At 72.2% G+C, this 21,004-nt stretch carries 19 protein-coding genes; 5 read left to right on the forward strand and 14 right to left on the reverse strand.

The features are described from left to right. Positions 1-134 precede the first annotated feature (134 nt). The 7 genes from pheT to infC form a co-directional block, all read right to left on the reverse strand. Positions 135-2,645, reverse strand: coding sequence for a phenylalanine--tRNA ligase subunit beta (gene pheT, locus ACZ4LX_RS22495; protein ID WP_467648113.1), 2,511 nt, complete (start codon positions 2,643-2,645; stop codon positions 135-137). Next, complete coding sequence (gene pheS / locus ACZ4LX_RS22500) at positions 2,645-3,772, reverse strand: phenylalanine--tRNA ligase subunit alpha (RefSeq protein ID WP_467648109.1); 1,128 nt, start codon at positions 3,770-3,772, stop codon at positions 2,645-2,647. The genes pheT and pheS overlap by 1 nt, the downstream gene beginning before the upstream one ends. A 146-nt stretch (positions 3,773-3,918) precedes the next feature. Beyond that, on the reverse strand, positions 3,919-5,064 hold the full coding sequence (locus ACZ4LX_RS22505; protein WP_467648106.1) for a sensor histidine kinase: 1,146 nt from the start codon (positions 5,062-5,064) through the stop codon (positions 3,919-3,921). Between the two features lie 115 nt (positions 5,065-5,179). Continuing rightward, complete coding sequence (locus ACZ4LX_RS22510) at positions 5,180-6,022, reverse strand: TrmH family RNA methyltransferase (RefSeq protein WP_467648104.1); 843 nt, start codon at positions 6,020-6,022, stop codon at positions 5,180-5,182. Positions 6,023-6,135: 113 nt separating this feature from the next. Further along, positions 6,136-6,519 (reverse strand): 50S ribosomal protein L20, encoded by a 384-nt coding sequence (gene rplT, locus ACZ4LX_RS22515; RefSeq protein WP_073737428.1) that lies wholly within the window; start codon positions 6,517-6,519, stop codon positions 6,136-6,138. A gap of 107 nt (positions 6,520-6,626) precedes the next feature. Beyond that, positions 6,627-6,821, reverse strand: coding sequence for a 50S ribosomal protein L35 (gene rpmI, locus ACZ4LX_RS22520; RefSeq protein WP_030918579.1), 195 nt, complete (start codon positions 6,819-6,821; stop codon positions 6,627-6,629). 121 nt (positions 6,822-6,942) lie between these two features. After that, a complete protein-coding gene (gene infC / locus ACZ4LX_RS22525; RefSeq protein ID WP_467648096.1) occupies positions 6,943-7,656 on the reverse strand; it encodes a translation initiation factor IF-3 in 714 nt (237 codons plus the stop codon). Positions 7,657-7,996: 340 nt separating this feature from the next. On the opposite strand from infC, the gene ACZ4LX_RS22530 reads away from it, so the two are divergent. Beyond that, positions 7,997-8,359: a DUF1844 domain-containing protein gene (locus ACZ4LX_RS22530; protein WP_467648091.1), complete on the forward strand. Its 363-nt coding sequence runs from the start codon at positions 7,997-7,999 to the stop codon at positions 8,357-8,359. A gap of 83 nt (positions 8,360-8,442) precedes the next feature. On the opposite strand, the gene ACZ4LX_RS22535 is transcribed toward ACZ4LX_RS22530, so the two are convergent. Continuing rightward, positions 8,443-9,150: an MIP family channel protein gene (locus ACZ4LX_RS22535; RefSeq protein WP_467648087.1), complete on the reverse strand. Its 708-nt coding sequence runs from the start codon at positions 9,148-9,150 to the stop codon at positions 8,443-8,445. Between the two features lie 90 nt (positions 9,151-9,240). Beyond that, positions 9,241-9,969, reverse strand: a complete 729-nt coding sequence (locus ACZ4LX_RS22540) for an SseB family protein (protein WP_467648082.1) — start codon at positions 9,967-9,969, stop codon at positions 9,241-9,243. Positions 9,970-10,055: 86 nt separating this feature from the next. Between ACZ4LX_RS22540 and ACZ4LX_RS22545 the strand changes: the two genes are divergently transcribed. Then, complete coding sequence (locus tag ACZ4LX_RS22545; protein WP_467648077.1) at positions 10,056-10,982, forward strand: serine hydrolase; 927 nt, start codon at positions 10,056-10,058, stop codon at positions 10,980-10,982. A 42-nt stretch (positions 10,983-11,024) separates the two neighbouring features. On the opposite strand, the gene mycP is transcribed toward ACZ4LX_RS22545, so the two are convergent. Together mycP and ACZ4LX_RS22555 are read right to left on the reverse strand one after the other, a co-directional pair. After that, positions 11,025-12,221, reverse strand: a complete 1,197-nt coding sequence (gene mycP, locus ACZ4LX_RS22550) for a type VII secretion-associated serine protease mycosin (protein WP_467648073.1) — start codon at positions 12,219-12,221, stop codon at positions 11,025-11,027. Continuing rightward, entirely contained in the window at positions 12,218-12,982 is a 765-nt protein-coding gene (locus ACZ4LX_RS22555; protein ID WP_467648146.1) for a hypothetical protein, read from the reverse strand. Before ACZ4LX_RS22555 ends, mycP begins: the two co-directional genes overlap by 4 nt. 961 nt (positions 12,983-13,943) lie before the next feature. Here ACZ4LX_RS22555 and ACZ4LX_RS22560 point away from each other — a divergent pair. Continuing rightward, a complete protein-coding gene (locus ACZ4LX_RS22560) occupies positions 13,944-15,146 on the forward strand; it encodes an amino acid deaminase/aldolase (RefSeq protein ID WP_467648068.1) in 1,203 nt (400 codons plus the stop codon). A gap of 170 nt (positions 15,147-15,316) precedes the next feature. Here the strand turns inward: ACZ4LX_RS22560 and ACZ4LX_RS22565 are convergent, their stop codons facing one another. Genes ACZ4LX_RS22565 through ACZ4LX_RS22575 form a run of 3 tightly spaced genes read right to left on the reverse strand, consistent with a single transcriptional unit; the run spans position 15,317 to position 18,851 of the window. Continuing rightward, a complete protein-coding gene (locus ACZ4LX_RS22565) occupies positions 15,317-16,105 on the reverse strand; it encodes a 3-oxoacyl-ACP reductase (RefSeq protein WP_467648065.1) in 789 nt (262 codons plus the stop codon). A gap of 5 nt (positions 16,106-16,110) precedes the next feature. Continuing rightward, positions 16,111-17,475: an aldehyde dehydrogenase family protein gene (locus ACZ4LX_RS22570; RefSeq protein WP_467648060.1), complete on the reverse strand. Its 1,365-nt coding sequence runs from the start codon at positions 17,473-17,475 to the stop codon at positions 16,111-16,113. Between the two features lie 8 nt (positions 17,476-17,483). Continuing rightward, a complete protein-coding gene (locus ACZ4LX_RS22575) occupies positions 17,484-18,851 on the reverse strand; it encodes a glutamine synthetase family protein (protein WP_467648056.1) in 1,368 nt (455 codons plus the stop codon). A gap of 107 nt (positions 18,852-18,958) precedes the next feature. Between ACZ4LX_RS22575 and ACZ4LX_RS22580 the strand changes: the two genes are divergently transcribed. Both ACZ4LX_RS22580 and ACZ4LX_RS22585 read left to right on the forward strand, forming a co-directional pair. Beyond that, positions 18,959-19,657, forward strand: a complete 699-nt coding sequence (locus ACZ4LX_RS22580) for a gamma-glutamyl-gamma-aminobutyrate hydrolase family protein (protein ID WP_467648051.1) — start codon at positions 18,959-18,961, stop codon at positions 19,655-19,657. Between the two features lie 188 nt (positions 19,658-19,845). Further along, positions 19,846-20,910 carry a class I SAM-dependent methyltransferase gene (locus tag ACZ4LX_RS22585; protein ID WP_467648048.1) on the forward strand — a complete coding sequence of 355 codons (1,065 nt, stop codon included), beginning with the start codon at positions 19,846-19,848 and terminating at the stop codon, positions 20,908-20,910. The last annotated feature ends 94 nt before the right edge of the window (positions 20,911-21,004 follow it).

The raw sequence follows: 21,004 nt of genomic DNA on the forward strand, positions 1-21,004 counted from the left end.
GACATCCACCCACCCCAAACACAACGTCGGCCTGACCCACCAACGAGATGGATCAGGCCGACGTCACGACGAAGAGGCATTGGCCAACAGTGTCCGGTGGCCGGATACGCCCCTCCTCCTGTGCGGGCGGGCTGTTACGCGCCGCGCAGCACCGCGCCCGTACGCTCGGCGGCCAGGGCCACCGCCGCGTCGCGGGCCGCGCTCGCCTCGTCGACGGTCAGAGTGCGGTCCGCGGCTCGGAACCGCAGCGCGTACGCCAGGGACTTGCGGCCCTCGCCGATCTGCTCGCCCGTGAAGACGTCGAACAGCCGCAGCGACTCAAGGAGTTCACCCGCGCCGTCGCGAAGCGCCCGCTCCACGTCGGCGGCGGGCACGCCCTGGTCGACGACGAGTGCGACGTCCTGGGTCGCCACCGGGAAGGTGGAGATCCGCGGTGCCTGGAGAGCACCGTCCACGGCCTGCTCCAGGACGTCGAGCTCGACCTCCATGGCGCAGGTGCGCTCGGGGAGGTGGAGTTCCTTGATGACGCGCGGGTGCAGCTCGCCTGCGTGCCCGAAGAGGGTCTCCTCGCCGTTGACCTTCACATACAGTGCGGCGCAGCGGCCCGGGTGCCACGGCGCGTGCTGGTCGGCGCGGACCGTGAGGTCGACACCGGCCTCACGGGCGACGGTCCGGGCGGCCTCGACGGAGTCGGCCCAGTCGGCGGGGCGGCCCTTGCCCCACCAGCCGGCCTGCTCGCGGGCGCCCGCGAGGACGACGGCGGCGCGGCGCGGCTGACGCGGCAGGGCCGCGTCGAGCGAGGCGATCTCCTCGTCGGAGGGGCGCCGGTCGACGGGCAGCCGGACCGGCTTCGTCTCCTGTCCGGTGGGCCGGAAGACCAGACCGGTCTCGAAGAGCGCGAGGTCGTGGCTGCCGCGCCCGTCGTTGCGCCGCAGGGCGCCGAGAAGGCCCGGCAGCAGCGTGGTGCGCAGCGACGGCTCCTCGTCGGAGAGCGGGTTGACGAGCCTGACCGTGCGGCGGCGGGCGTCGTCCGCCGCCAGGCCCAGCTGGTCCAGGACCGCCTCGCCGGTGAACGGGTAGTTCAGCGCCTCGACGTAGCCGGCGCCGGCGAGTGCCCGGCCGACCCTGCGGTGCAGCCGCTGGCGGTCGGTGAGCCCCCGGCCGGAGGGCGGCGTGGGGAGCGTGGACGGGAGGTTCTCGTACCCTTCCAGCCGGATGACCTCTTCGGCGAGGTCGTTCGGCTCGTTCAGGTCGGGCCGCCAGGACGGGGCGGTGACGAGGAGTTCGTCCTGCCCGTAGACGTCGCAGCCGACCTCCTGGAGGCGGCGCACGACGGTCTCGCGGCCGTAGGCGACACCGGCCACCCTGTCCGGATGGTCGGCCGCCATCGTGATGGTGCGGGGGCCGGAGGGGGCGCTCACCTCGGTGACGCCCGCCTCTGCGGTGCCACCGGCGAGCAGCACCAGCAGGTCGACGGTGCGCTGCGCGGCAGCGGCGGCGGCCTGCGGGTCGACGCCGCGCTCGAAGCGCTTGGACGCCTCGGAGGCGAGCTTGTGGCGGCGCGCGGTCCGGGCGATCGAGATCGCGTCGAAGTGCGCGGCCTCGATGACGACCTCGGTGGTGTGCGTGCCTTCGGCGGCGTCCGCGATCTCCGTGTTGGCACCGCCCATGACGCCCGCCAGGCCGATCGGCCCGCGGTTGTCGGTGATGACGAGGTCGGCGGCGTCCAGGACGCGGACCGTGCCGTCGAGCGTGGTGAGCTTCTCGCCCTGTTCGGCGCGGCGCACCCCGATCGGACCGTCGATGCGGGTCCGGTCGTAGGCGTGCAGCGGCTGGCCGAGTTCGAGCATGACGTAGTTGGTGACGTCGACGGCGAGCGAGATCGGCCGCATACCGGCCTTCTGGAGCCTGCGCCGCAGCCAGATCGGGGACCGGGCCTCGGGCTGGAGACCGACCACGGTGCGTGCGGTGAAGCGGGAGCAGCCGATCGGGTCGGCGACCTTGACCGGGTAGCCGTACGCGTTGGGCGCGGGCACGTCCAACAGCGCCGGGTCGCGCAGCGGCAGGCCGTAGGCGATGGCGGTCTCGCGGGCGACACCGCGCATCGACAGGCAGTAGCCGCGGTCGGGCGTGACCGCGATGTCGAGGACCTCGTCGACGAGCTGGAGCAGCTCGATCGCGTCGGTGCCCGCCTCGTGCTCCGGCGGCAGCACGATGATGCCGTGCGTGCCGTCGTCGCCCATGCCGAGCTCGTCGGTCGAGCAGATCATGCCGTGAGAGGTCTTGCCGTAGGTCTTGCGCGCGGCAATCGCGAAGTCACCGGGCAGCACGGCGCCGGGCAGGACCACGACGACCTTGTCGCCGACGGCGAAGTTACGGGCTCCGCAGACGATCTCCTGCGGCTCACCGGTGCCGTTGGCGGTGCCGACGTCCACCGTGCAGAAGCGGATGGGCTTCTTGAAGCCCTCCAGCTCCTCGATGGTCAGCACCTGTCCGACGACCAGCGGGCCCTTGAGGCCGGCACCGGTCTGCTCGACCGTCTCGACCTCCAGGCCGACGGCGACGAGCTTGGCCTGTACGTCACGGCCGGTCTCGGTGGGCGGCAGGTCGACGTACTCCCGCAGCCAGGAAAGCGGGACGCGCATCAGATCTCCATCCCGAAGGGCCGGGTGAACCGGACGTCGCCTTCGACCATGTCTCGCATGTCTTCTACGTTGTGGCGGAACATCAGCATCCGCTCGATGCCGAACCCGAAGGCGAATCCGCTGTACTTCTGGGGGTCGACGCCGCAGGCGATGAGCACCTTGGGGTTGACCATGCCGCAGCCGCCGAGCTCGATCCAGCCCTCGCTGCCGCAGGTGCGGCAGGGGCGGTCGGGGTTGCCGACGGACTCGCCGCGGCAGACGTAGCAGACCATGTCCATCTCGGCGGACGGCTCGGTGAACGGGAAGAAGTTCGGCCGGAGCCGGGTCTTCATGTCCGGTCCGAAGAGCGCCTGGACCATGTGGTCGAGGGTGCCCTTCAGGTCGGCCATGGTGAGGCCCTCGTCGACGGCGAGCAGCTCGATCTGGTGGAAGACCGGGGTGTGCGTGGCGTCGAGCTCGTCGGTCCGGTAGACGCGGCCGGGGCAGACGACGTAGACGGGGGGCTCGCGGTCGAGCAGGGTGCGGGCCTGGACCGGCGAGGTGTGTGTGCGCAGGACGACACCGGACTCGTCGGTCTTCGCGCCGTCGGCGCCCTCGACGAAGAAGGTGTCCTGCATCTGCCGGGCCGGGTGGTCGGGCACGAAGTTCAGGGCGTCGAAGTTGAACCACTCGGCCTCGGCCTCGGGGCCCTCGGCGATCTCGTAGCCCATGGCCACGAAGACGTCGGCGACGCGCTCCATGATCGTCGTCAGCGGGTGGCGGGCACCGGCCGGGGTGCGGTCGTAGGGCAGCGTGACATCCACCGCCTCCTCGACCAGGACCCGGGCGTCCCGCTCGGCCTCCAGTTCCGCCTGGCGGGCGGCGAGCGCCCTGCCCACGGCGGCGCGGGCCTGGCCCACGCGCTTGCCCGCCTCGGCCTTGGCCTGCGGCGGCAGCGCGCCGATCTCGCGGTTGGCGAGTGACAGGGGCGAGGTACCACCGGTGTGCGCGGTCTTCGCCTGGGCGAGCGCGTCGAGGTCGCCCGCGGCGGCGAAGGCGGCGAACGCCTCGTCCCGGATGCGCTCGATCTCTTCCGGTTTCAGTGCCTCTACCTCGACTGGGTCGTACGACTTGTTCGGTGCCGACATCTCTTCCCGTACTTCCGATTGGCTGGTACTGCGCTTACCGGGGGATACCCCCGGGCCTCCGCGGCCCCGCTCGACGGCTGGAGGACACAAAGGTGCCAAAGGTCGAGTCTACGGGCCGCGGGATGTATGGGGCGCCCGTGGGCCGCTCAGGCCAGATAGGCCGGCGTGCTCACGGGCAGAATAAATCGGAACTCGGCGCCGCCGCCGGGGCCTCGCCCGACCGTGATCGTGCCGCCGTGGGCCTCGACGATGCCCTTGACGATGTAGAGGCCCAGGCCGGTGCCACCGCGCTTGCTCCCCCGCCAGAAGCGGGTGAAGACACGGCCCATCGACTCCTCGGGGATGCCGGGGCCTTCGTCGCTCACGGTGACCGCCGTTCCCTTCTCGTCGCTCTTCGCCGGTGCCACCTCGATGGTGACGGTTCCCTCGCCGTGGCGCACCGCGTTTTCCAGGAGGTTGCCGAGCACCTGGTCGACCTTGTCCGGGTCGGCCCACACGGTGGGCAGCGGCTGGAAGGTGCGGACGAGGAACCGGCCGGGGTCCTGGCCGGAGGCGGTGAGTGCCTGGATGTGGCGCTCCACGGCGGCGGAGAGGTCCACGGGCTGGCGGCGCACCTCCAGACGTCCGGAGTCGATCCGGGAGATGTCCAGGAGCTCGGTGATCAGGCGGGTGACCCGGTTGGCGTCGGCGTAGACGGTCTCCAGCATCAGCCGCTTCTGGTCGTCGGTGAACCGCTCCCATTTGGCCAGCAGCGTGGCGGTGAAGCCCTTCACTGAGGTCAGCGGCGAGCGCAGCTCGTGGGCGACGGTCGCGATGAGCTCGGCGTGGCTGCGTTCGGTCCGCCGACGGGCCTCGGTGCCGCGCAGGCTGACCACCAGCCGGCGCACGGGGCCGGTCGGGCTCTCGCGTACGAAGCGGGCGGAGACCAGGACCTCACGGCCGCCGGGCAGCAGGAGGTTGCGTTCGGGCTGGCCGACCCGGGTGGCGAGGCCACCGTAGGGATCGGTCAGCTCCCACCAGCGGCGGCCCTTGAGGTCCTCCAGCGGCAGTGCGTGTTCCAGCGGGCGTCCGAGGGCCGCGGCCCTGGGCACGGCGGTGATGCGTGCGGCGGCGGCGTTGAAGCAGATGACCCGGCCGGTCTCGTCCGCGACGACCAGCCCGTCGGGAAGGTCGTCCGGATCCAGCGCCTGGCCCCCGGAACCGATGCCACCGGCGGTGACACCCTCCGGGTCCTCGTCTGCGCGCACGACGGTCGCGTGTGTCGCCCGCGGTCCGCTCATGCCGACAGCCATATTCCCGTACCCCACCTCTCGAACCGGTGCAGTGGGCCCCCGAGTTCGTCACCCTACTAGTCGACGGTGACGGTGCGACACCCTGCGGTGGCAAGGGCCGGGGAGCGCAGAGGGTTCAGCCGGTGGTGCGGCGGGGGCGCTGGGCGCGCGCGGAGGCGTACAGACAGACGGCGGCCGCGGTGGCGAGGTTGAGGCTCTCCGCCTTGCCGTGGATCGGGACGCGTACGACGGCGTCGGCGAGTGCCCGGGTCTCCTCGGGCAGGCCCCAGGCCTCGTTGCCGAAGACCCAGGCGGTGGGTCCGCCCATGGTGCCGGCGTCCAGCTCGTCGTCGAGGTCGTCCTCGCCCGCGCCGTCGGCGGCCAGGATCCGTACGCCCGCGTCCCGAAGCCCCTGTACGGCCTGCTCGACGGGCACGCCGACGGCGACCGGCAGGTGGAAGAGCGAACCGACGGAGGCGCGTACGGACTTGGGGTTGTACAGGTCCACGGACGCGTCGGTGAGGACGACCGCGTCGGCGCCCGCGGCGTCGGCGCAGCGCAGCACCGTACCGGCGTTCCCGGGGTCGCGGACGTTCGCCAGGACCGCGACCAGCTTCGGCCGGGCGGCGAGGATCGACTCCAAGGGCGAGTCGAGGAAGTGGCAGACGCCGATCAGGCCCTGCGGGGTGACGGTCTGCGACACGTCGGCCAGGACCTCGCTGTCGGCCAGGTGTACCCGGGCGCCCGCGTCGTACGCCGCGTCGATGATGGGCGCGTGGCGCTCGGCGGCCTCGACGGTGGCGAAGAGCTCGGTCAGGGTCGGCCGGCCGTCGGCGCCGCGGTGGTCCGCGGCCTCGCGCACGGCCTGCGGCCCCTCGGCGATGAACATGCGCTCCTTGCCGCGGAAGTTGCGCCTGGCCAGCCGCCGGGCGGCAGCGACCCGCGGCGAACGCGGGGAGATCAGTTCGGGGGTGCCCATGTCGGCGGCGAGCCTCTCTGCATGACGGGGAACGTCCGGGTGGTGAACGCACCGGACCCGCAGACGGCGAGCGCCTGCGGGTCCGGCTCAAAAGCCAAGAAGTGCGGCCTGGATCAGGCGGCCTTCGGGGCGTTGACGTCGCTCGGGAGGGCCTTCTGGGCAACCTCGACGAGGGTCGCGAACGCGTTGGCGTCGTTGACGGCCAGCTCGGCCAGGATCTTGCGGTCCACCTCGATGTTGGCGGCCTTCAGACCCTGGATGAGGCGGTTGTACGTCATGCCGTTCTGGCGGGCAGCGGCGTTGATGCGCTGGATCCACAGCTGACGGAAGTCACCCTTGCGCTTCTTGCGGTCGTTGTAGTTGTAGACCAGGGAGTGGGTGACCTGCTCCTTGGCCTTGCGGTACAGGCGCGAGCGCTGACCGCGGTAACCGCTGGCGGCCTCGAGAATTGCCCGGCGCTTCTTGTGGGCGTTGACTGCCCGCTTGACGCGTGCCACTTGTTAACTCCTTGTAGCGGGGCCGTGGTCGTACTCACACGGCCCGGAAACGAATTGGTCCCGGTCGGATCGAGGGCGCGTCCCCGGTGTCACCGGGGACGACGGCCTCACTTGCCGAGAAGCTTCTTGATCTTCTTGGCGTCGGCCGGAGCCACGACGACCGTGCCGGTCAGCGAGCGGGTCTTCTTGGACGACTTGTGCTCGAGCAGGTGGCGCTTGCCGGCCTTCTCACGGAGCACCTTGCCGGAGCCGGTGATCTTGAAGCGCTTGCTGGCACCGCTGTGCGTCTTGTTCTTCGGCATCGCGCCGTTCTCTCCTCGTCAGTGGCGCCCCTCTCGGTGCGGGCACCGGACTGCAGGGGCGTCAGATCTTGGTGGGACTCCGGGGGGACCCGGGGGGCGCCTGGATGGCTGCCCCCTGAGGTCACGCCTCGGAGGGTGTCTCGGCCGGAGCCTCCGAGGTCGCCTCGGCCGGAGCCTCGGCAGCCTCGTCCGCGGCCTCGGAGTCGTCCTGGGTGTAACCCTGACGCCCCGCCTTGCGGGCGGCCTGGGCCTCGCGGGCCTCGGCCATGGCTTCGGTCTTCTTCTTGTGCGGGCCAAGAACCATGATCATGTTCCGGCCGTCCTGCTTCGGGTTGGACTCGATGAAGCCGAGTTCCTCCACGTCCGAAGCGAGACGCTGGAGCAGTCGGAAGCCCAGCTCGGGGCGGGACTGCTCACGACCACGGAACATGATCGTGATCTTGACCTTGTCGCCCTGCTTGAGGAACCGGACGACATGACCCTTCTTGGTGTCATAGTCGTGCGGGTCGATCTTCGGCCGGAGCTTCATCTCCTTGATGACCGTGTGCGCCTGGTTCTTGCGCGCCTCACGGGCCTTCATGGCCGACTCGTACTTGAACTTCCCGTAGTCCATGAGCTTGCACACGGGCGGACGGGCGGTAGCCGCCACCTCGACCAGGTCGAGGTCGTACTCCTGTGCGAGTTCCAGGGCCTTGGCAAGCGGAACAATCCCGACCTGCTCGCCGCTGGGACCGACAAGTCGCACCTCGGGTACGCGAATCCGGTCGTTGATGCGGGGCTCGGCGCTGATGGATCCTCCTCGGTAGCACCACGCGGCCGCCTGGCAGACAGCCACGTAACGTCTGTTTCGACAGACCAACCGTGCGGGACCATGAAAAATGCCCCGCCGGGACACAGGCGGGGCTCCATGAACAACCGGAACACCGCCGCGGTCAACCGCGGGGCGTATCGGGCAGCTCCATCGTCCGTACGGAACGATGGGCGCTGCCTGACCGGTGACCCGCCGTCCTGAGGACGGCCAGGTGGGAGATCGGAGCCTCCACTTGTGGGCCGGGCACATAGGCACCCAGCCGGTCGTTACACAAGGTTAGCAGCTCGACGACCGGTGCGCTAACCCGATGTCTCACGCACTCCCGCAGACGGAGCGGGCCCGGCGTGGGCCTATCGTATGGCGCATGAGTGACGCGACCCCCACCAGTGATTCCCCCGGCTTCGACGAGATGGCCCGCGACATCGCGGAGGTGCCCGCCGTCGAGGTGATCGTGACGGTCGCGGTCAACCTGATGAGCGCCGCCGCCGTCAAGCTCGGACTGACCGAGGACGGCGACGAGCACAAGGACCTCGACGAGGCCCGCAAGCTGGTCCACGCGCTGGCCGGCCTGCTGGACGCGAGCACCACCGAGGTCAGCTCCTTCCACGCGGCTCCGCTGCGTGACGGCCTGAAGTCCCTGCAGCTCGCGTTCCGCGAGGCCTCGCTCGTACCGGACGAGCCCGGTCAGGGCCCCGGCGAGAAGTACACCGGCCCGGTCTTCGGCTGAGCTCGCCCGCCCCTTCCGTTCCTACCCGCCCGTGAGCCCCCTGCCGGATCCGGCAGGGGGCTCACGGGCGGGTAGGGCGGGGATCAGACCTGGACCGGCCGCTCCTCCCGCCCGGGGAGGGGGTGGGTCAGCCGGTGCACGAGCGCCGCGATCACCCCGCCGACCAGTGGCGCCACCAGGAACAGCCAGAGCTGGGAGAGCGCCGCGCCGCCCGCGAACAGGGCCGGGCCCAGACTCCGTGCCGGATTGACCGAGGTGCCGGTGAGCGGAATGCCGACCAGATGGATCACCGCGAGCGAGATGCCGATGGGGAGCCCGTCGAAGCCGATGACGGCGACCTTGTGGGTCACCGCGAGCACGACGAACACCAGGAGGAACGTGAGCATCACTTCGGCGAGGAAGGCGCCGCCGACGTTGAGGTGCACGTCCGACCGGTCGCCGTAGCCGTTGCTGCCGAACTTCCCGCTCGTCTTCAGCCCCGGCACCTGCTTGGCGAGCAGGAACAGCAGGGCGGCACCGGCGATGCCTCCGAGGAGCTGCGTGATCCAGTACGTCACCGCGGTGCGCACGTCGATGCGCCGGGCGGTCAGCATTCCCAGCGTCACCGCCGGATTGACGTGACAGCCAGATATCGGCCCCAGCGCGTAGGCGAGGGCGAGCAGGACGAAGCCGAAAGCCAGCGCGATGCCCACGGTCCCGATGTAGTCGGCGCCGAGCACCGCCGCCCCGACGCCGAAGAAGACCAGTAGCAGCGTGCCGAGGAACTCCGACACCGCTGTCCGCGTCTGCATACAACCACCTCGCGAAGATCGACAATCGTCCGACTTCTTCGCAATTCTCCGACTCTCGGCCGCTTTGCGCCCGTTGAGCCGTTCGGGTGATCAGCGCGTGAACAGGGCCTCACCGGGCGTGTGCGCGTCGGCCGGGAGCATCGCCAGGTCCAGGCCGCGGACCAGCCGGGCGCGCAGCACCTCGTTCGCCGCCAGCGCGTTCGCGACCCGGCCGGCGGCCTCCGCGGGGTCGGCGCCGTCCACCAGCACCAGGGCCAGGGTGCCGTCGGCGCGGCCCGGTCCGAGATGGGCGCGGAGCACGGCGGGCTCGGCGGCGACGGCGTCACGTACCGCCGCGGTGACGGCCGGGTCGTCCAGCGGGTCGGCACTGGTACGGCCCTCGGCGAGGGCGAGCAGGGCGGAACCGGTCAGCTCGAAGGCCACCGGCCCCGCGAGGTCGAGCACCAGCGTGTCGGCCTTCTCGTGCACGGCTGCCTGGAGGGCCTGGTGCAGGGGCACGGCGACGGGCCGGGCCTGCGGGTCCCAGCGGGCCAGCGAAGCGGTGGAGGTGAAGGCGGGCAGGGCGCGGCGGTCGCCGGCCTGGAGGGTGGGGACGGCCATGTCGCTGGTCTTCTCCCGGCGCAGGCCGTTCTCGTCCTCCTCGACCTCACCGAGGACCGCCACCACGGGAACGAGGAGACGAGCCCCCTTGAGGGCTTCGAGTACGGGGCCGACGGCCTCGCGGTCCGCCGCCCAGGCGGCGAGTGCCGCGGTCAGGGCGGGGTCGGCCGTGCCGTCGTCGTCGGAGTATCCGGGGTCCGGAATGTTCTTCTGCGCCACAGGGTGAGCGTAGTGCCTGGGCATTCTCATCCCGCCGACAGGTCGGGCTCAGCCTCCTCTCAGCTGCGGTTCCTAGCGTCCGGACCATGCCCCGACACAGAATCCGCAGATCCGCCCTGTCCGCGACCGTGGCGGCCTCGGTCGTACTGGCCGGCTCGGCCGCCGGGGGTGCGTACCTGACCGGCAGGTCGCCGGATCGCGTTCCCTCCGCCGCGGCTTCCGTATCGTCCGCCTCACCGGCCGCGACCGCTCCGGTCGCGGCGACGAGCGAGGAGCCGGTGGTGGATCTGGACGCGGAACTGGCCTCGGCCGTCGAGCCCCTGCTGTCCGCTTCGGGCACGGCGGCCGTGTCGGTGGCCGTGCTGGACAGCGTGAGCAGTACGCGTGCGGTGTACGGGGGCTCGGACGCCACGTACGACACCGCGAGCATCGTCAAGGTCGACATTCTCGCGGCGCTGCTGCTCCGGACCCAGGACGAAGGCCGCGAACTGACCTCGGCCGAGCGCGCCCACGCGGTCGCGATGATCGAGCGGAGCGACAACGACTCCGCCACCGCGCTGCTGGCCGCGGTGGGCGGGGCGGCCGGTCTCGACGCCGCCAACGCACGGTTCGGGCTGACCGCGACGACGGCCGCGAAGGCGTGGGGGCTGACCCGGACCACCGCGGCCGATCAGCTGACGCTGCTGGGGGCGGTATTCGGATCGGACGCGGGCACCGGGCTCAGCGAGGAGTCCCGGACGTATCTGCGGGGGCTGATGACGCGGGTCGAGGCGGACCAGCGGTGGGGGGTCTCGGCGGCGGGCGGCGACTGGGCGCTGAAGAACGGCTGGATGCTCCGTACCGCCACCGGGCTGTGGAACATCAACAGCATCGGCCGGGTGACAGCAGGCGGGCGCACCTATCTGGTGGCCGTGCTGTCCGGCGGCCAGCGGACCAAGGAGGCGGGCATCGCACTCGTCGAGTCGGTGGCGAAGGCGGCCGTGGGGGTGGTGCGCGCCGGACGGGCGGGGTGAGGACGGGTCGAGCGCCGGACGGGCGGAACAGAAAGGGGCGGTTCAGCGGCGGAAGGCGGGCGGGCGTCCGCCCCGGCCGCGCCACAGGACGACCGCCAGGGCCAGCAGGGCCGCGCCGAGGCCGCCCGCGGCCGGGGCCAGCCACCCCGCGGGGCCGCCGTCCGCCGGGGGCGGGGTGGGCCCGGAGCCGAAGTACCGCTTGCGGTAGCCGGCGGCCGCGGAGTCGGCGCGCGGCCCGGCGGCAGGGAGTGAACCGCCGGCCTTGATGGCCGCGGCCGGGTCGACGATGCCGTAGCCCCGGGCGTCGTCGCGGCCGGCGGGCGGGGAGCTGCGGGCGGTGTCCGTGAGGAGCTTCCTGATCTGGGCGGGGGTCAGCCCCGGGTGCGCGGCACGCACCAGCGCGACCGCGCCGGAGACGAACGCGGAGGCCGCGGAGGTTCCCCACTCCACGTAGTACTTGCGGTCGGGTGCGGGGACGACGATACCGACCCCGGGTGCGCTCACGGTGGCGTACCAGCGGCGGGTGGAGAACGAGGCGTGGGTGCCGTACTGGTCGACCGCGGCGGCCGCGATCACGCCCGGGTAGGCGGCGGGGTACGAGATGTGGTCGCCCTTCTCGCCGCCGTTGCCTGCCGAGGCCACGACGACCGCGCCCTTCTTCAGCGCGTACTGGACGGCGGCGTCCTCACCGGGTTCGGGGTGCGCGGAATCGCTGTCGTCGCCGAGGGAGAGGTTGATGACGTCGGCGCCGTGGTCGGCGGCCCAGCGGATGCCGTCGGCGAGCGCGGTGCCCCGGGACTTGCGGGCCTTGGCACGTGAGGGATCGCTCGCTTCGAGGATGACCCGGACCGGGAGGATCTTCGCCTCGGGCGCGATGCCCAGGACCCCCTCCTCGTTTCCGCTGCCGTGGCCCCGGCCTGCGATGATCCCGGCCATCGCGGTGCCGTGCCTGGCCCAGGACCGGTCACCGCGTCCGGCGCCGAACCCGATCATGTCCTTGCCCGGAAGCACCTGGCCGGCCAGGTCGGGCAGGTCGCCGTCGACTCCGGTGTCGACGACGGCGACGGTGATGCCCTTGCCCCGGGTGGTCTGCCAGGCCCGGTCGGTGTGGAGGGCGTCCAGACCCCACTGCCGGGCCCGGATGGTGTCCGCGCCGGCCGGGGGCGCGGGCAGCAGCGCGAACGCGGTGGCGGCGCAGACCGCGCCGAGGAATCTGCCGGGGCGGAGGCGGCGGGTCATTCGGGCTTCTCCGTGAGATCGGCGACGGTCCTGCGCAGTCCGCGCTCGACCCGGTCGGCCACGCCCTTGGCCTCGTGTCCGAGTCCGGCCTGCGCGGCGGCGGTCGTCGCGCCGGCCGCCATGGCCTTCTCGGCCGGCTGCGGGTCGGTGACCTTTCGCCCGTCCGCGAAACCGGACACGGCGAACACCACGACGGGTACCTCGGTCAGTACGTGCACGGTCCAGCCGGCACGCTGCCGGTCTCCGAATCCGGCGGCGACGCTGTCCTTCACCGGGTACGCGCGGGGCATCAGGTCGGCGCGCGTGTCCAGATGCTCGGAGGCGAAGCGGGTGCTCAGCGCCCGCATGGCCTCGGTGTCGGCCTCGGTGAAGACCAGTCCGACCGTGGTGACACCGCTGCTCGTCGCGTCGGTGTACGTGGCGCGGAGCAGGCGCGCGCAGCCGACCGGGCTCAGCGTCTTGAGCAGCAGCGGGTCGAGCGCGCCCGCGCAGCCGCTGTCGGGGGCCACGGCGACCCTGGTCCAGACCCGGTCGGCGCCGCCGGGTCCGGCGCCGTCGCCCTTCAGCGTGCGGGGGAAGAGGGTGTCGACGGGGACGCTGTGCCAGGCGTCCCGGCCCACGGTGTAGGCGCTGTGGGCCGCGGGATCGGCCGAGGAGTCACTGATGAGCCAGCTGCCGGTGGCGGCCCCGCCGATCAGTCCGAGCCCGAGCACGGCACAGACCGCGGCCGCCGCGGCCCTGAAGGGGCGCCGGGTCCGCACGGGCCGGAGCCGGGTGGTGGTCTCGGCCGGCGTCTCGGCCGGAGGGTGGGTGTGCGGGGGCCGGTAGGCGTAGGGGGCGGCTGCCCCGTACGGCGTCGGCGGTCCGCCGAGATCAACGGCTCCCACGGGCCGCCGCCGGGTCGCCGCGGGGGACTGAACGGGCGGCCTCGCCGGGAAGGCGGGGGCGGTGGGCGCCGCCGGTTCCCGCCGGGACGCGGGAGCCCCGGCCGGCGGGGCAGGAGGTACGGGGCGCAGCCGGGCGGTGGTCTCCACGGGGGGCGGCGCGGCCGGGGATACGCCGGACGGGGCGGGCACCTGGGGGGCGGGCGGGGCCGGGGACGGCGAAGCAGCCGGGGTCTGGGCCGGGGGCCCGCCCGGAGCCGATGGCGGGGGCACGGCCGGCGGCCGGGGCGAGACGGGGTCCGGGTCCGGCACCGGGTCCGGGACCGGCGGCAGAGCCGGAGCCGGGGCCGAACTCTGCGTCTGTGCTGGTCCAGGTGCCGGTACCTGCTTCTCCGCCGGCTTCTGTTCCTGCTTCCGCGTCGGCTCCTGCGTCGGGGGCTGCGCCTTGGGCAGGTCCGAGAACCGCATGCCTCGCACCGGGGGCTCGCCCTCCCGGCCGTCCGGTGCCGGGACCGTGGCCGGCTTCGGGGTTTCGGGGCGGGGCGGCTGGGTGGCGTTCACGGGCCGGTCGGCAGGCGCCGCAGGAAGCGGTGGCGGAGTGCTCGGGCGTGGCGGGACGGGAGCGCGCTGCGCCTCGGTACTCATCCGCCCCCCTGGTCCGTTCCGTACCGCACGCGGATCAGCCGCACAGGCAGGCCCGTTGCTCGCCGCGTGCCCGTCACTCTACGGGTTGGAGAGGCCCTGGTGGGAGCGGGCCGCCGCGCCGGACAGGCACGGGGGCCGATCTGCGCAGATCGTCCCCCTACCCAGCGGTACAGCTGTCTGGCAAGCTGCGGCCATGACTGCCCGTGCCGCTGACCGGACCCGCTACGACCGGGCCACCGCCCATCTCGACGCCCCCGTCGCCGTCGTCGATCTGGAGGCGTTCGACGCCAACGCCGACGACCTTGTGCGGCGTGCGGCCGGGAAGCCCGTCCGGGTGGCGAGCAAATCGGTGCGCTGCCGTGCCCTGCTGGAACGGGTGCTGGCCCGTCCCGGATTCGCCGGGATCATGTCCTTCACGCTCGCGGAGTCGCTGTGGCTGGCGCGGGCGGGTTTCGAGGACGTCCTGCTGGCCTACCCGTCGGCCGACCGCTCCGCCTTCGCGGAGCTGGCATCGGACCCGAAGCTGGCCGCCGCCGTGACCGTGATGGTGGACGACCACGCACAGCTGGAGCTCATCGACGCGGCACGGGCCGGGGGCACCGAGGAGATCCGGGTCTGTCTGGAGCTGGACACCTCGCTGCGGATGCTCGGCGGCCGGGTACGGATCGGGGCCCTGCGTTCTCCGCTGCGCTCCCCCGCCCAACTGGCCGAGCTGGCCCGGTCCGTGGCCCGCAGGCCCGGTTTCCGGCTGGTGGGGCTGATGGCGTACGAGGGGCATATCGCCGGAGTGGGCGACTCGCTCGCCGGACGGCCGCTGCGTTCCCGGGCGATCCGGCTGATGCAGGCCACCGCCCGGCGGGAGCTGGTGGCCCGCCGGGCCGAGGTCGTGCGGGCGGTACGGGCCGTGGCACCGGATCTGGAATTCGTGAACGGCGGCGGCACCGGCAGTGTGCAGCACACCGCGGCGGAGCCCGCCGTCACCGAGATCGCGGCCGGTTCCGGCCTCTACGTGCCGCGGCTGTTCGACAACTACACCTCGTTCTCCGCGCGCCCGGCGGCCCTGTTCGCCCAGCCCGTGGTGCGCAGGCCTGGAGTGGGCGTGGTGACGGTGCTCGGAGGCGGCTACCCGGCGTCCGGTGCGGCCGGAGCGGACCGGCTGCCGGTCCCGTATCTGCCGGAGGGTCTGCGCTACGACCCGCAGGAGGGCCCCGGCGAGGTGCAGACTCCGCTGCTCGGCGCCCCGGCCGACGATCTGCTGATCGGCGACAAGGTGTGGTTCCGGCACGCGAAGGCCGGCGAGCTGTGCGAGCGGTTCGACGAGCTTCAGCTGATCGAGGGCGACCGGGTCACGGCGACCGTGCCGACGTACCGGGGCGAGGGCCGCACCTTCCTCTGAGCGGGCGGGCGGGTCCGACAGCCCCAGGAAGCGACGGAACCGCCGGCGCCCCGCCCGTCTCGCTGCCACCGATCGGGCGGATGCCCCTCGCCGGGAACACCCGCCCCACCACCGCTCGTTGCCAGGTCGCTCACCGCTGCGCTCCGGGTTCGGTGGTGAGTGACCGGAGGCTACAGGGGCGTGACGTAGGCGCCGGAGATCCCGCCGTCGACGAGGAAGTCGGTGGCGTTGACGAACGAGGAGTCGTCGCTCGCCAGGAAGGCGACGGCTGCCGCGATCTCGGTCGCCTCGGCGAACCGGCCGAGCGGGATGTGCACGAGCCTGCGGGCGGCGCGCTCCGGGTCCTTGGCGAACAGTTCCTGAAGAAGCGGGGTGTTGACCGGTCCCGGGCACAGGGCGTTGACCCGGATGCCCTCGCGGGCGAACTGGACGCCCAGTTCGCGCGACATGGCCAGCACTCCGCCCTTGGAGGCGGTGTACGAGATCTGGGAGGTCGCCGCTCCCATCCTGGCGACGAACGAGGCGGTGTTGATGATCGAGCCACGGCCCTGGCGCCGCATGTAGGGCAGAGCGGCCTTGCAGCAGAGGTAGACCGAGGTGAGGTTGACGTCCTGGACACGCTTCCAGGCCTCCAGCCCCGTGGTGAGGATGGAGTCGTCGTCGGGCGGCGAGATCCCGGCGTTGTTGAAGGCGATGTCGACGGAACCGTAGGTGTCGTACGCGGTCTTGAACAACGCCTCGACCTGCTCGGGGTCGGTGACGTCGACCCGTACGAAAGTGCCGCCGACCGCTTCGGCTGCCGCCTTGCCCGCGGTCTCGTCGATGTCACCGCAGACCACGTGCGCCCCCTCGGAGGCGAGCCGGTGGGCGGTGGCCAGGCCGATGCCGCTGCCGGCACCGGTGATGACTGCGGTGCGGCCGACGAGGCGGCGGCAGATGTTCCCGTGGTCCGTGGTCATACCGTTCAGGCCTCCGTACTGAGGAAGACGTTCTTGGTTTCGGTGAAGGCGGTGAGGGCGTCCGGGCCCAGTTCCCGGCCGAGGCCCGACTGTTTGAACCCGCCGAACGGGGTCCAGTAGCGGACCGCGGAGTGGGAGTTGACGGAGAGGTTCCCCGCCCGGACCGCCTGCGCGACGCGCAGCGCGCGGCCCACGTCGCGGGTCCAGAGGGAGCCCGCGAGCCCGTACTCCGTGGCGTTGGCGAGCCGGACGGCGTCCGACTCGTCCTCGAAGGGCAGGACGACGGCGACCGGGCCGAAGACCTCCTCGGTGGCGACGGGCGCGTCCTCGGGCACGCCGGTGAGGACCGTCGGCGGGAACCAGAAGCCGGGGCCCTCGGGTGCGCTGCCACGGATCGCGGCGGCGTCCTCGGGGACGTAGCCGCGCACCCGCTCCAACTGTGTGCGCGAGATGAGCGGGCCCATCCGCGTCTTCTCGTCGGCCGGGTCGCCGACGACGACCGCCGCGAGGGCCGGGGCCAGCAGCTCCAGGAAGCGGTCGTACACAGAGCGCTCGACGAGGATCCGGGTGCGGGCGCAGCAGTCCTGGCCCGTGTTGTCCAGGAAGGACATCGGGGCGGCGGCCGCCGCGGCTTCGATGTCGGCGTCGGCGAAGACGATGTTGGGGCTCTTGCCGCCGAGTTCGAGGGTGATCCGCTTCACCTGCCGGGCGCATGTGGCCATGATCTGCCTGCCGACACGGCCGGAGCCCGTGAACACGATCTTGGCGACTCCGGGGTGCTCGACGAGGGCGTTGCCCGCCACGCCCCCCGCGCCCGGCAGCACCTGGAACAGGTGCTCGGGAAGGCCTGCCTCCAGGGCGAGTTCCGCGAGCCGGAGCGCGGTCAGCGGGGTGGTCTCGGCGGGTTTGAGGATCACGGCGTTGCCTGCCGCGAGGGCGGGGGCGGTCCCCCAGGCGGCGATCGGCATGGGGAAGTTCCACGGTGCGATCACCCCGACGACGCCGAGGGGTTCGAGCAGGGTGAGGTCGATGCCGCCGGGCACGGGGATCTGCCGGCCGCTGAGGCGTTCCACTCCCCCGGCGGAGAAGTCGAGCAGGTCGCGGACGTTCCCGGCCTCCCAGCGCGCGTTGCCGATCGTGTGCCCGGCCTCCCGGACCTCCAGCCGGGCCAGCTCCTCGATGTGGGAGTCGACGGTGACGGCGAACCGGCGCAGCAGCCGCGCCCGGTCGGCGGGGGCGAGGGCGGCCCAGACCCGCTGGGCCGCGGCGGCGCGGGTGACGGCCGCAGCCGCCTCGGCGGCCGAGGTCGCGGGGACGGTGGCGACGAGTTCTTCCGTCGCCGGGTTCAGGACACGGTGTTCTTGGATCAAGGCGGCCCTCACAGGCGTTCGAAGGAGCGTCGGAGTTCCCAGTCGGTCACCGCTGCGTCGAAGGCGTCGAGTTCGACGCGTGCCATGTTGCGGTAGTGGGACACCACCTCATCGCCGAAGGCCTCGCGGGCGATCCCGCTGTGCTCCCAGAGCCCGGCGGCCTCCCGCAGGCTGGTGGGGACGTGGTCGTACGCGGCGGCGTAGGCGTTGCCCTCGCACGGCTCGGGGAGTTCGAGCGCGTGCTCGATGCCGTACAGGCCCGCGGCGACGAGTCCGGCGACGGCAAGGTACGGGTTGACGTCGCCGCCGGGGAGCCGGTTCTCCAGGCGCAGCGACTGGCCGTGGCCCACGACGCGGAGTGCGCAGGTGCGGTTGTCGTGGCCCCAGGCGACCACGGTCGGGGCGAAGGAGCCGGGCTGGAAGCGTTTGTAGGAGTTGATGTTCGGCGCGTACAGGAGGGAGAAGTCCCGCAGGGCGGCGAGCTGTCCGGCGAGGAAGTGCCGCATGACCGGGGACATGGCGCCGTCGGTGTCCGCCATGGCGCTGCGGCCGGGTGTGCCGGTGGGCCGGAGCGAGAGGTGGATGTGGCAGGAGTTGCCCTCGCGCTCGTTGAACTTGGCCATGAAGGTGAGCGCGACTCCTTCCTGCGCGGCGATCTCCTTGGCGCCCGTCTTGTAGACGGCGTGCTGGTCGCAGGTGACCAGGGCCTCGTCGTACCGGAACACGATCTCGTGCTGGCCGGGGTTGCACTCGCCCTTGGCGGACTCGACGGTGAGGCCGGCCGCCGCCATCTCGTTGCGGATACGGCGCAGCAGCGGCTCGACGCGGCCGGTGCCGAGGACGGAGTAGTCGACGTTGTACTGGTTGACCGGGGTCAGGTCACGGTAGCCGCGGTCCCAGGCCTGTTCGTAGGTGTCCTTGAAGACGATGAATTCGAGCTCGGTGCCGACGTGGGCCGTGTAGCCGTGCTCCGCGAGGCGCTCCAGCTGGCGGCGCAGGATCTGGCGGGGCGCGGCGACGACGGGTGAGCCGTCGGACCAGGTGAGGTCGGCGGTGACCATCACGGTGGACTCGTTCCAGGGCACGCGGCGCAGCGTGGTGAGGTCGGGGTGCATGGCGAAGTCGCCGTAGCCCCGGTCCCAGGAGGACATGGCGTATCCGTCGACGGTGTTCATCTCGGTGTCGACCGCGAGGAGGTAGTTGCAGCCCTCGGTGCCGTGGGTGACGACCTCGTCGAGGAAGAAGGCGGCGGCGAAGCGTTTTCCCTGGAGACGCCCCTGCATGTCGGGGAAGGCCAGGACCACGGTGTCGATCTCACCGCTGCCGACGAGGAGGTGCAGTTCCTCGACGGCGAGCGGGGCTGTTCGGTCGGACACGGACGGATCCTCTCCTCGCAGGCCGACAGATGATCCAAATCTATGGGCAGCACAAGGGATTTGGATACGGTGCCGGTGCGTGCCGTACGAGTGAAGTGAGGGGTCCGTTGAACCGTCCGCTGATCGGTGTCAGTACCTATCTGGAAGCCTCGGCCCGCTGGGGGGTCTGGGACCTGCCGGCCACCCTGCTGCCCGCCGGCTATGCCCGGCTGGTGCGGGAGGCGGGCGGGGTGGCCGTGCTGCTGCCGCCGGACTCGCCGGAGCTCGCGGCTTCGGTGGTGGCCCGGCTCGACGCGGTGGTGGTGGCGGGCGGGCCGGATGTGGACCCCGCGCGGTACGAGGCGGAACGCGACCCCCGGACCGGGCCGCCCGCGCCGGAGCGGGACGGCTGGGAGGCGGCGCTGGCCCTGGCGGCGCTGAGCTCCGGTACGCCGCTGCTCGGGATCTGCCGGGGGATGCAGCTGCTGAACGTGACGCTCGGCGGCACGCTGACGCAGCATCTGGACGGCCACAAGGGGCCCGACGGGGCGGCAGGGGTGTTCGACAGGCACACGGTGACTCCTGTGCCGGGTACGCGCTACGCCTCGGTGGTACCGGACCCCTGCGACGTACCGACGTACCACCACCAGGCCGTGGACCGGCTCGGCGCGGGTCTGGTGGCCTCGGCGCACGCGGCGGACGGCACGGTCGAGGCGGTGGAGCTGCCGGGGCCGGGGTGGGTGCTCGGGGTGCAGTGGCATCCGGAGATGGGTGACGACGTGCGGGTGATGCGGGCCTTGGTGACGGCGGCCTCACCGGCCGGCTGAGGGTGGCGGCGGGTGTTCCGGTGATCCCCTCGGGGGTGGTCGCGGTCCCGGGCGGCCGTCGGCGGCCGTGCGGCGTAGCGTTGCGGGAAGGAGAGTATCCGTCGCCGTCCCGTCGGGCCGCCCGCCGTGAGCGCGGCCGGCCGGCTGTTCCGCTCCCCTCCCGTGGCCCGATGGCGAGAGGAGGAGCGATGTCTGTCACAGCACCGGATGCGGTGAAACAGGAGGCGTTCGCGGGCCGCATGGTCCAGGTGGTGAACGACACCTGCCTGGGGCTGATGGCGGGTCTGGGTCACCAGAGCGGTCTGTTCGACACGATGGCCGGTATGGCGCCGGCCACGAGCGGGGAGATCGCGAAGGCCGCCGGGCTGAACGAGCGCTATGTACGGGAGTGGCTGGGCGCGATGGTCGTCGGAGGCATCGTCGACTACGAGCCCGAGCAGGGCATGTACGCGCTGCCGCCCGAGCACGCCGCCTCGCTGACGCGGTCGGCCGGGCCGGACAATCTGGCCCGGATCGCCCAGGACTTCGGCATGATGGGCGAGGTCGAGCAGCAGGTTCTGGAGGCGTTCCGCACCGGGGGCGGGCTGCCGTACTCCGCGTATCCGCGGTTCCAGTCCCTTCAGGCCGAGGAGTCGGGCGAGGTCTTCGACCTGGCTCTGGTGGACGGGATCGTGCCGTTGGCGCCCGGTCTCCCGGAGCGGTTGCGTGCGGGCATCGAGGTGCTGGACATCGGTACGGGTCACGGTCATGCGGTCAACGTGCTGGCCAGGGCCTACCCGGCGAGCCGTTTCCAGGGGCTCGACATGTCGGAGGAGGGCATCGCCGCAGCCCGTGCCGAGGCCGCCTCGATGGGACTGGCCAACACCGCCTTCGACATCGGCGACTGCGCCGAGGTGTCCGGCTCCTACGACCTGATCACGGCGTTCGACGTCATCCACGACCTGGCCCGGCCGGAGCGCGCGCTGGCGTGCGTGTCCGCCGCGCTGGCACCGGACGGCGTGTTCCTGATGGGGGACATCGCGGCGTCCAGCCGACTGGAGGAGAACATCGACCATCCGCTGGGCCCGGCGCTGTACACGTTCTCGGTCTTCTACTGCATGAGTGTCTCGCTGGGTGAGGGCGGTGAGGGACTGGGTACCGTCTGGGGTGAGCAGACCGCCCGGAGGATGCTCGGCGAGGCCGGATTCGGCCGGATCGACACCCGGCGGGTCGAGGGCGACATCCTGAACGTGTACTACGTGGCACGGCACTGAACCACGGGCACGGCCGGGCTCCGCCGGGACCGCTCCTGTCCGGTGGGCCGGCCGCGCAGCCGGTCCGGGGCGGCCGCACCGCCGACGGGCCGCA

This window comes from Streptomyces sp. NPDC026062 (assembly GCF_055568375.1).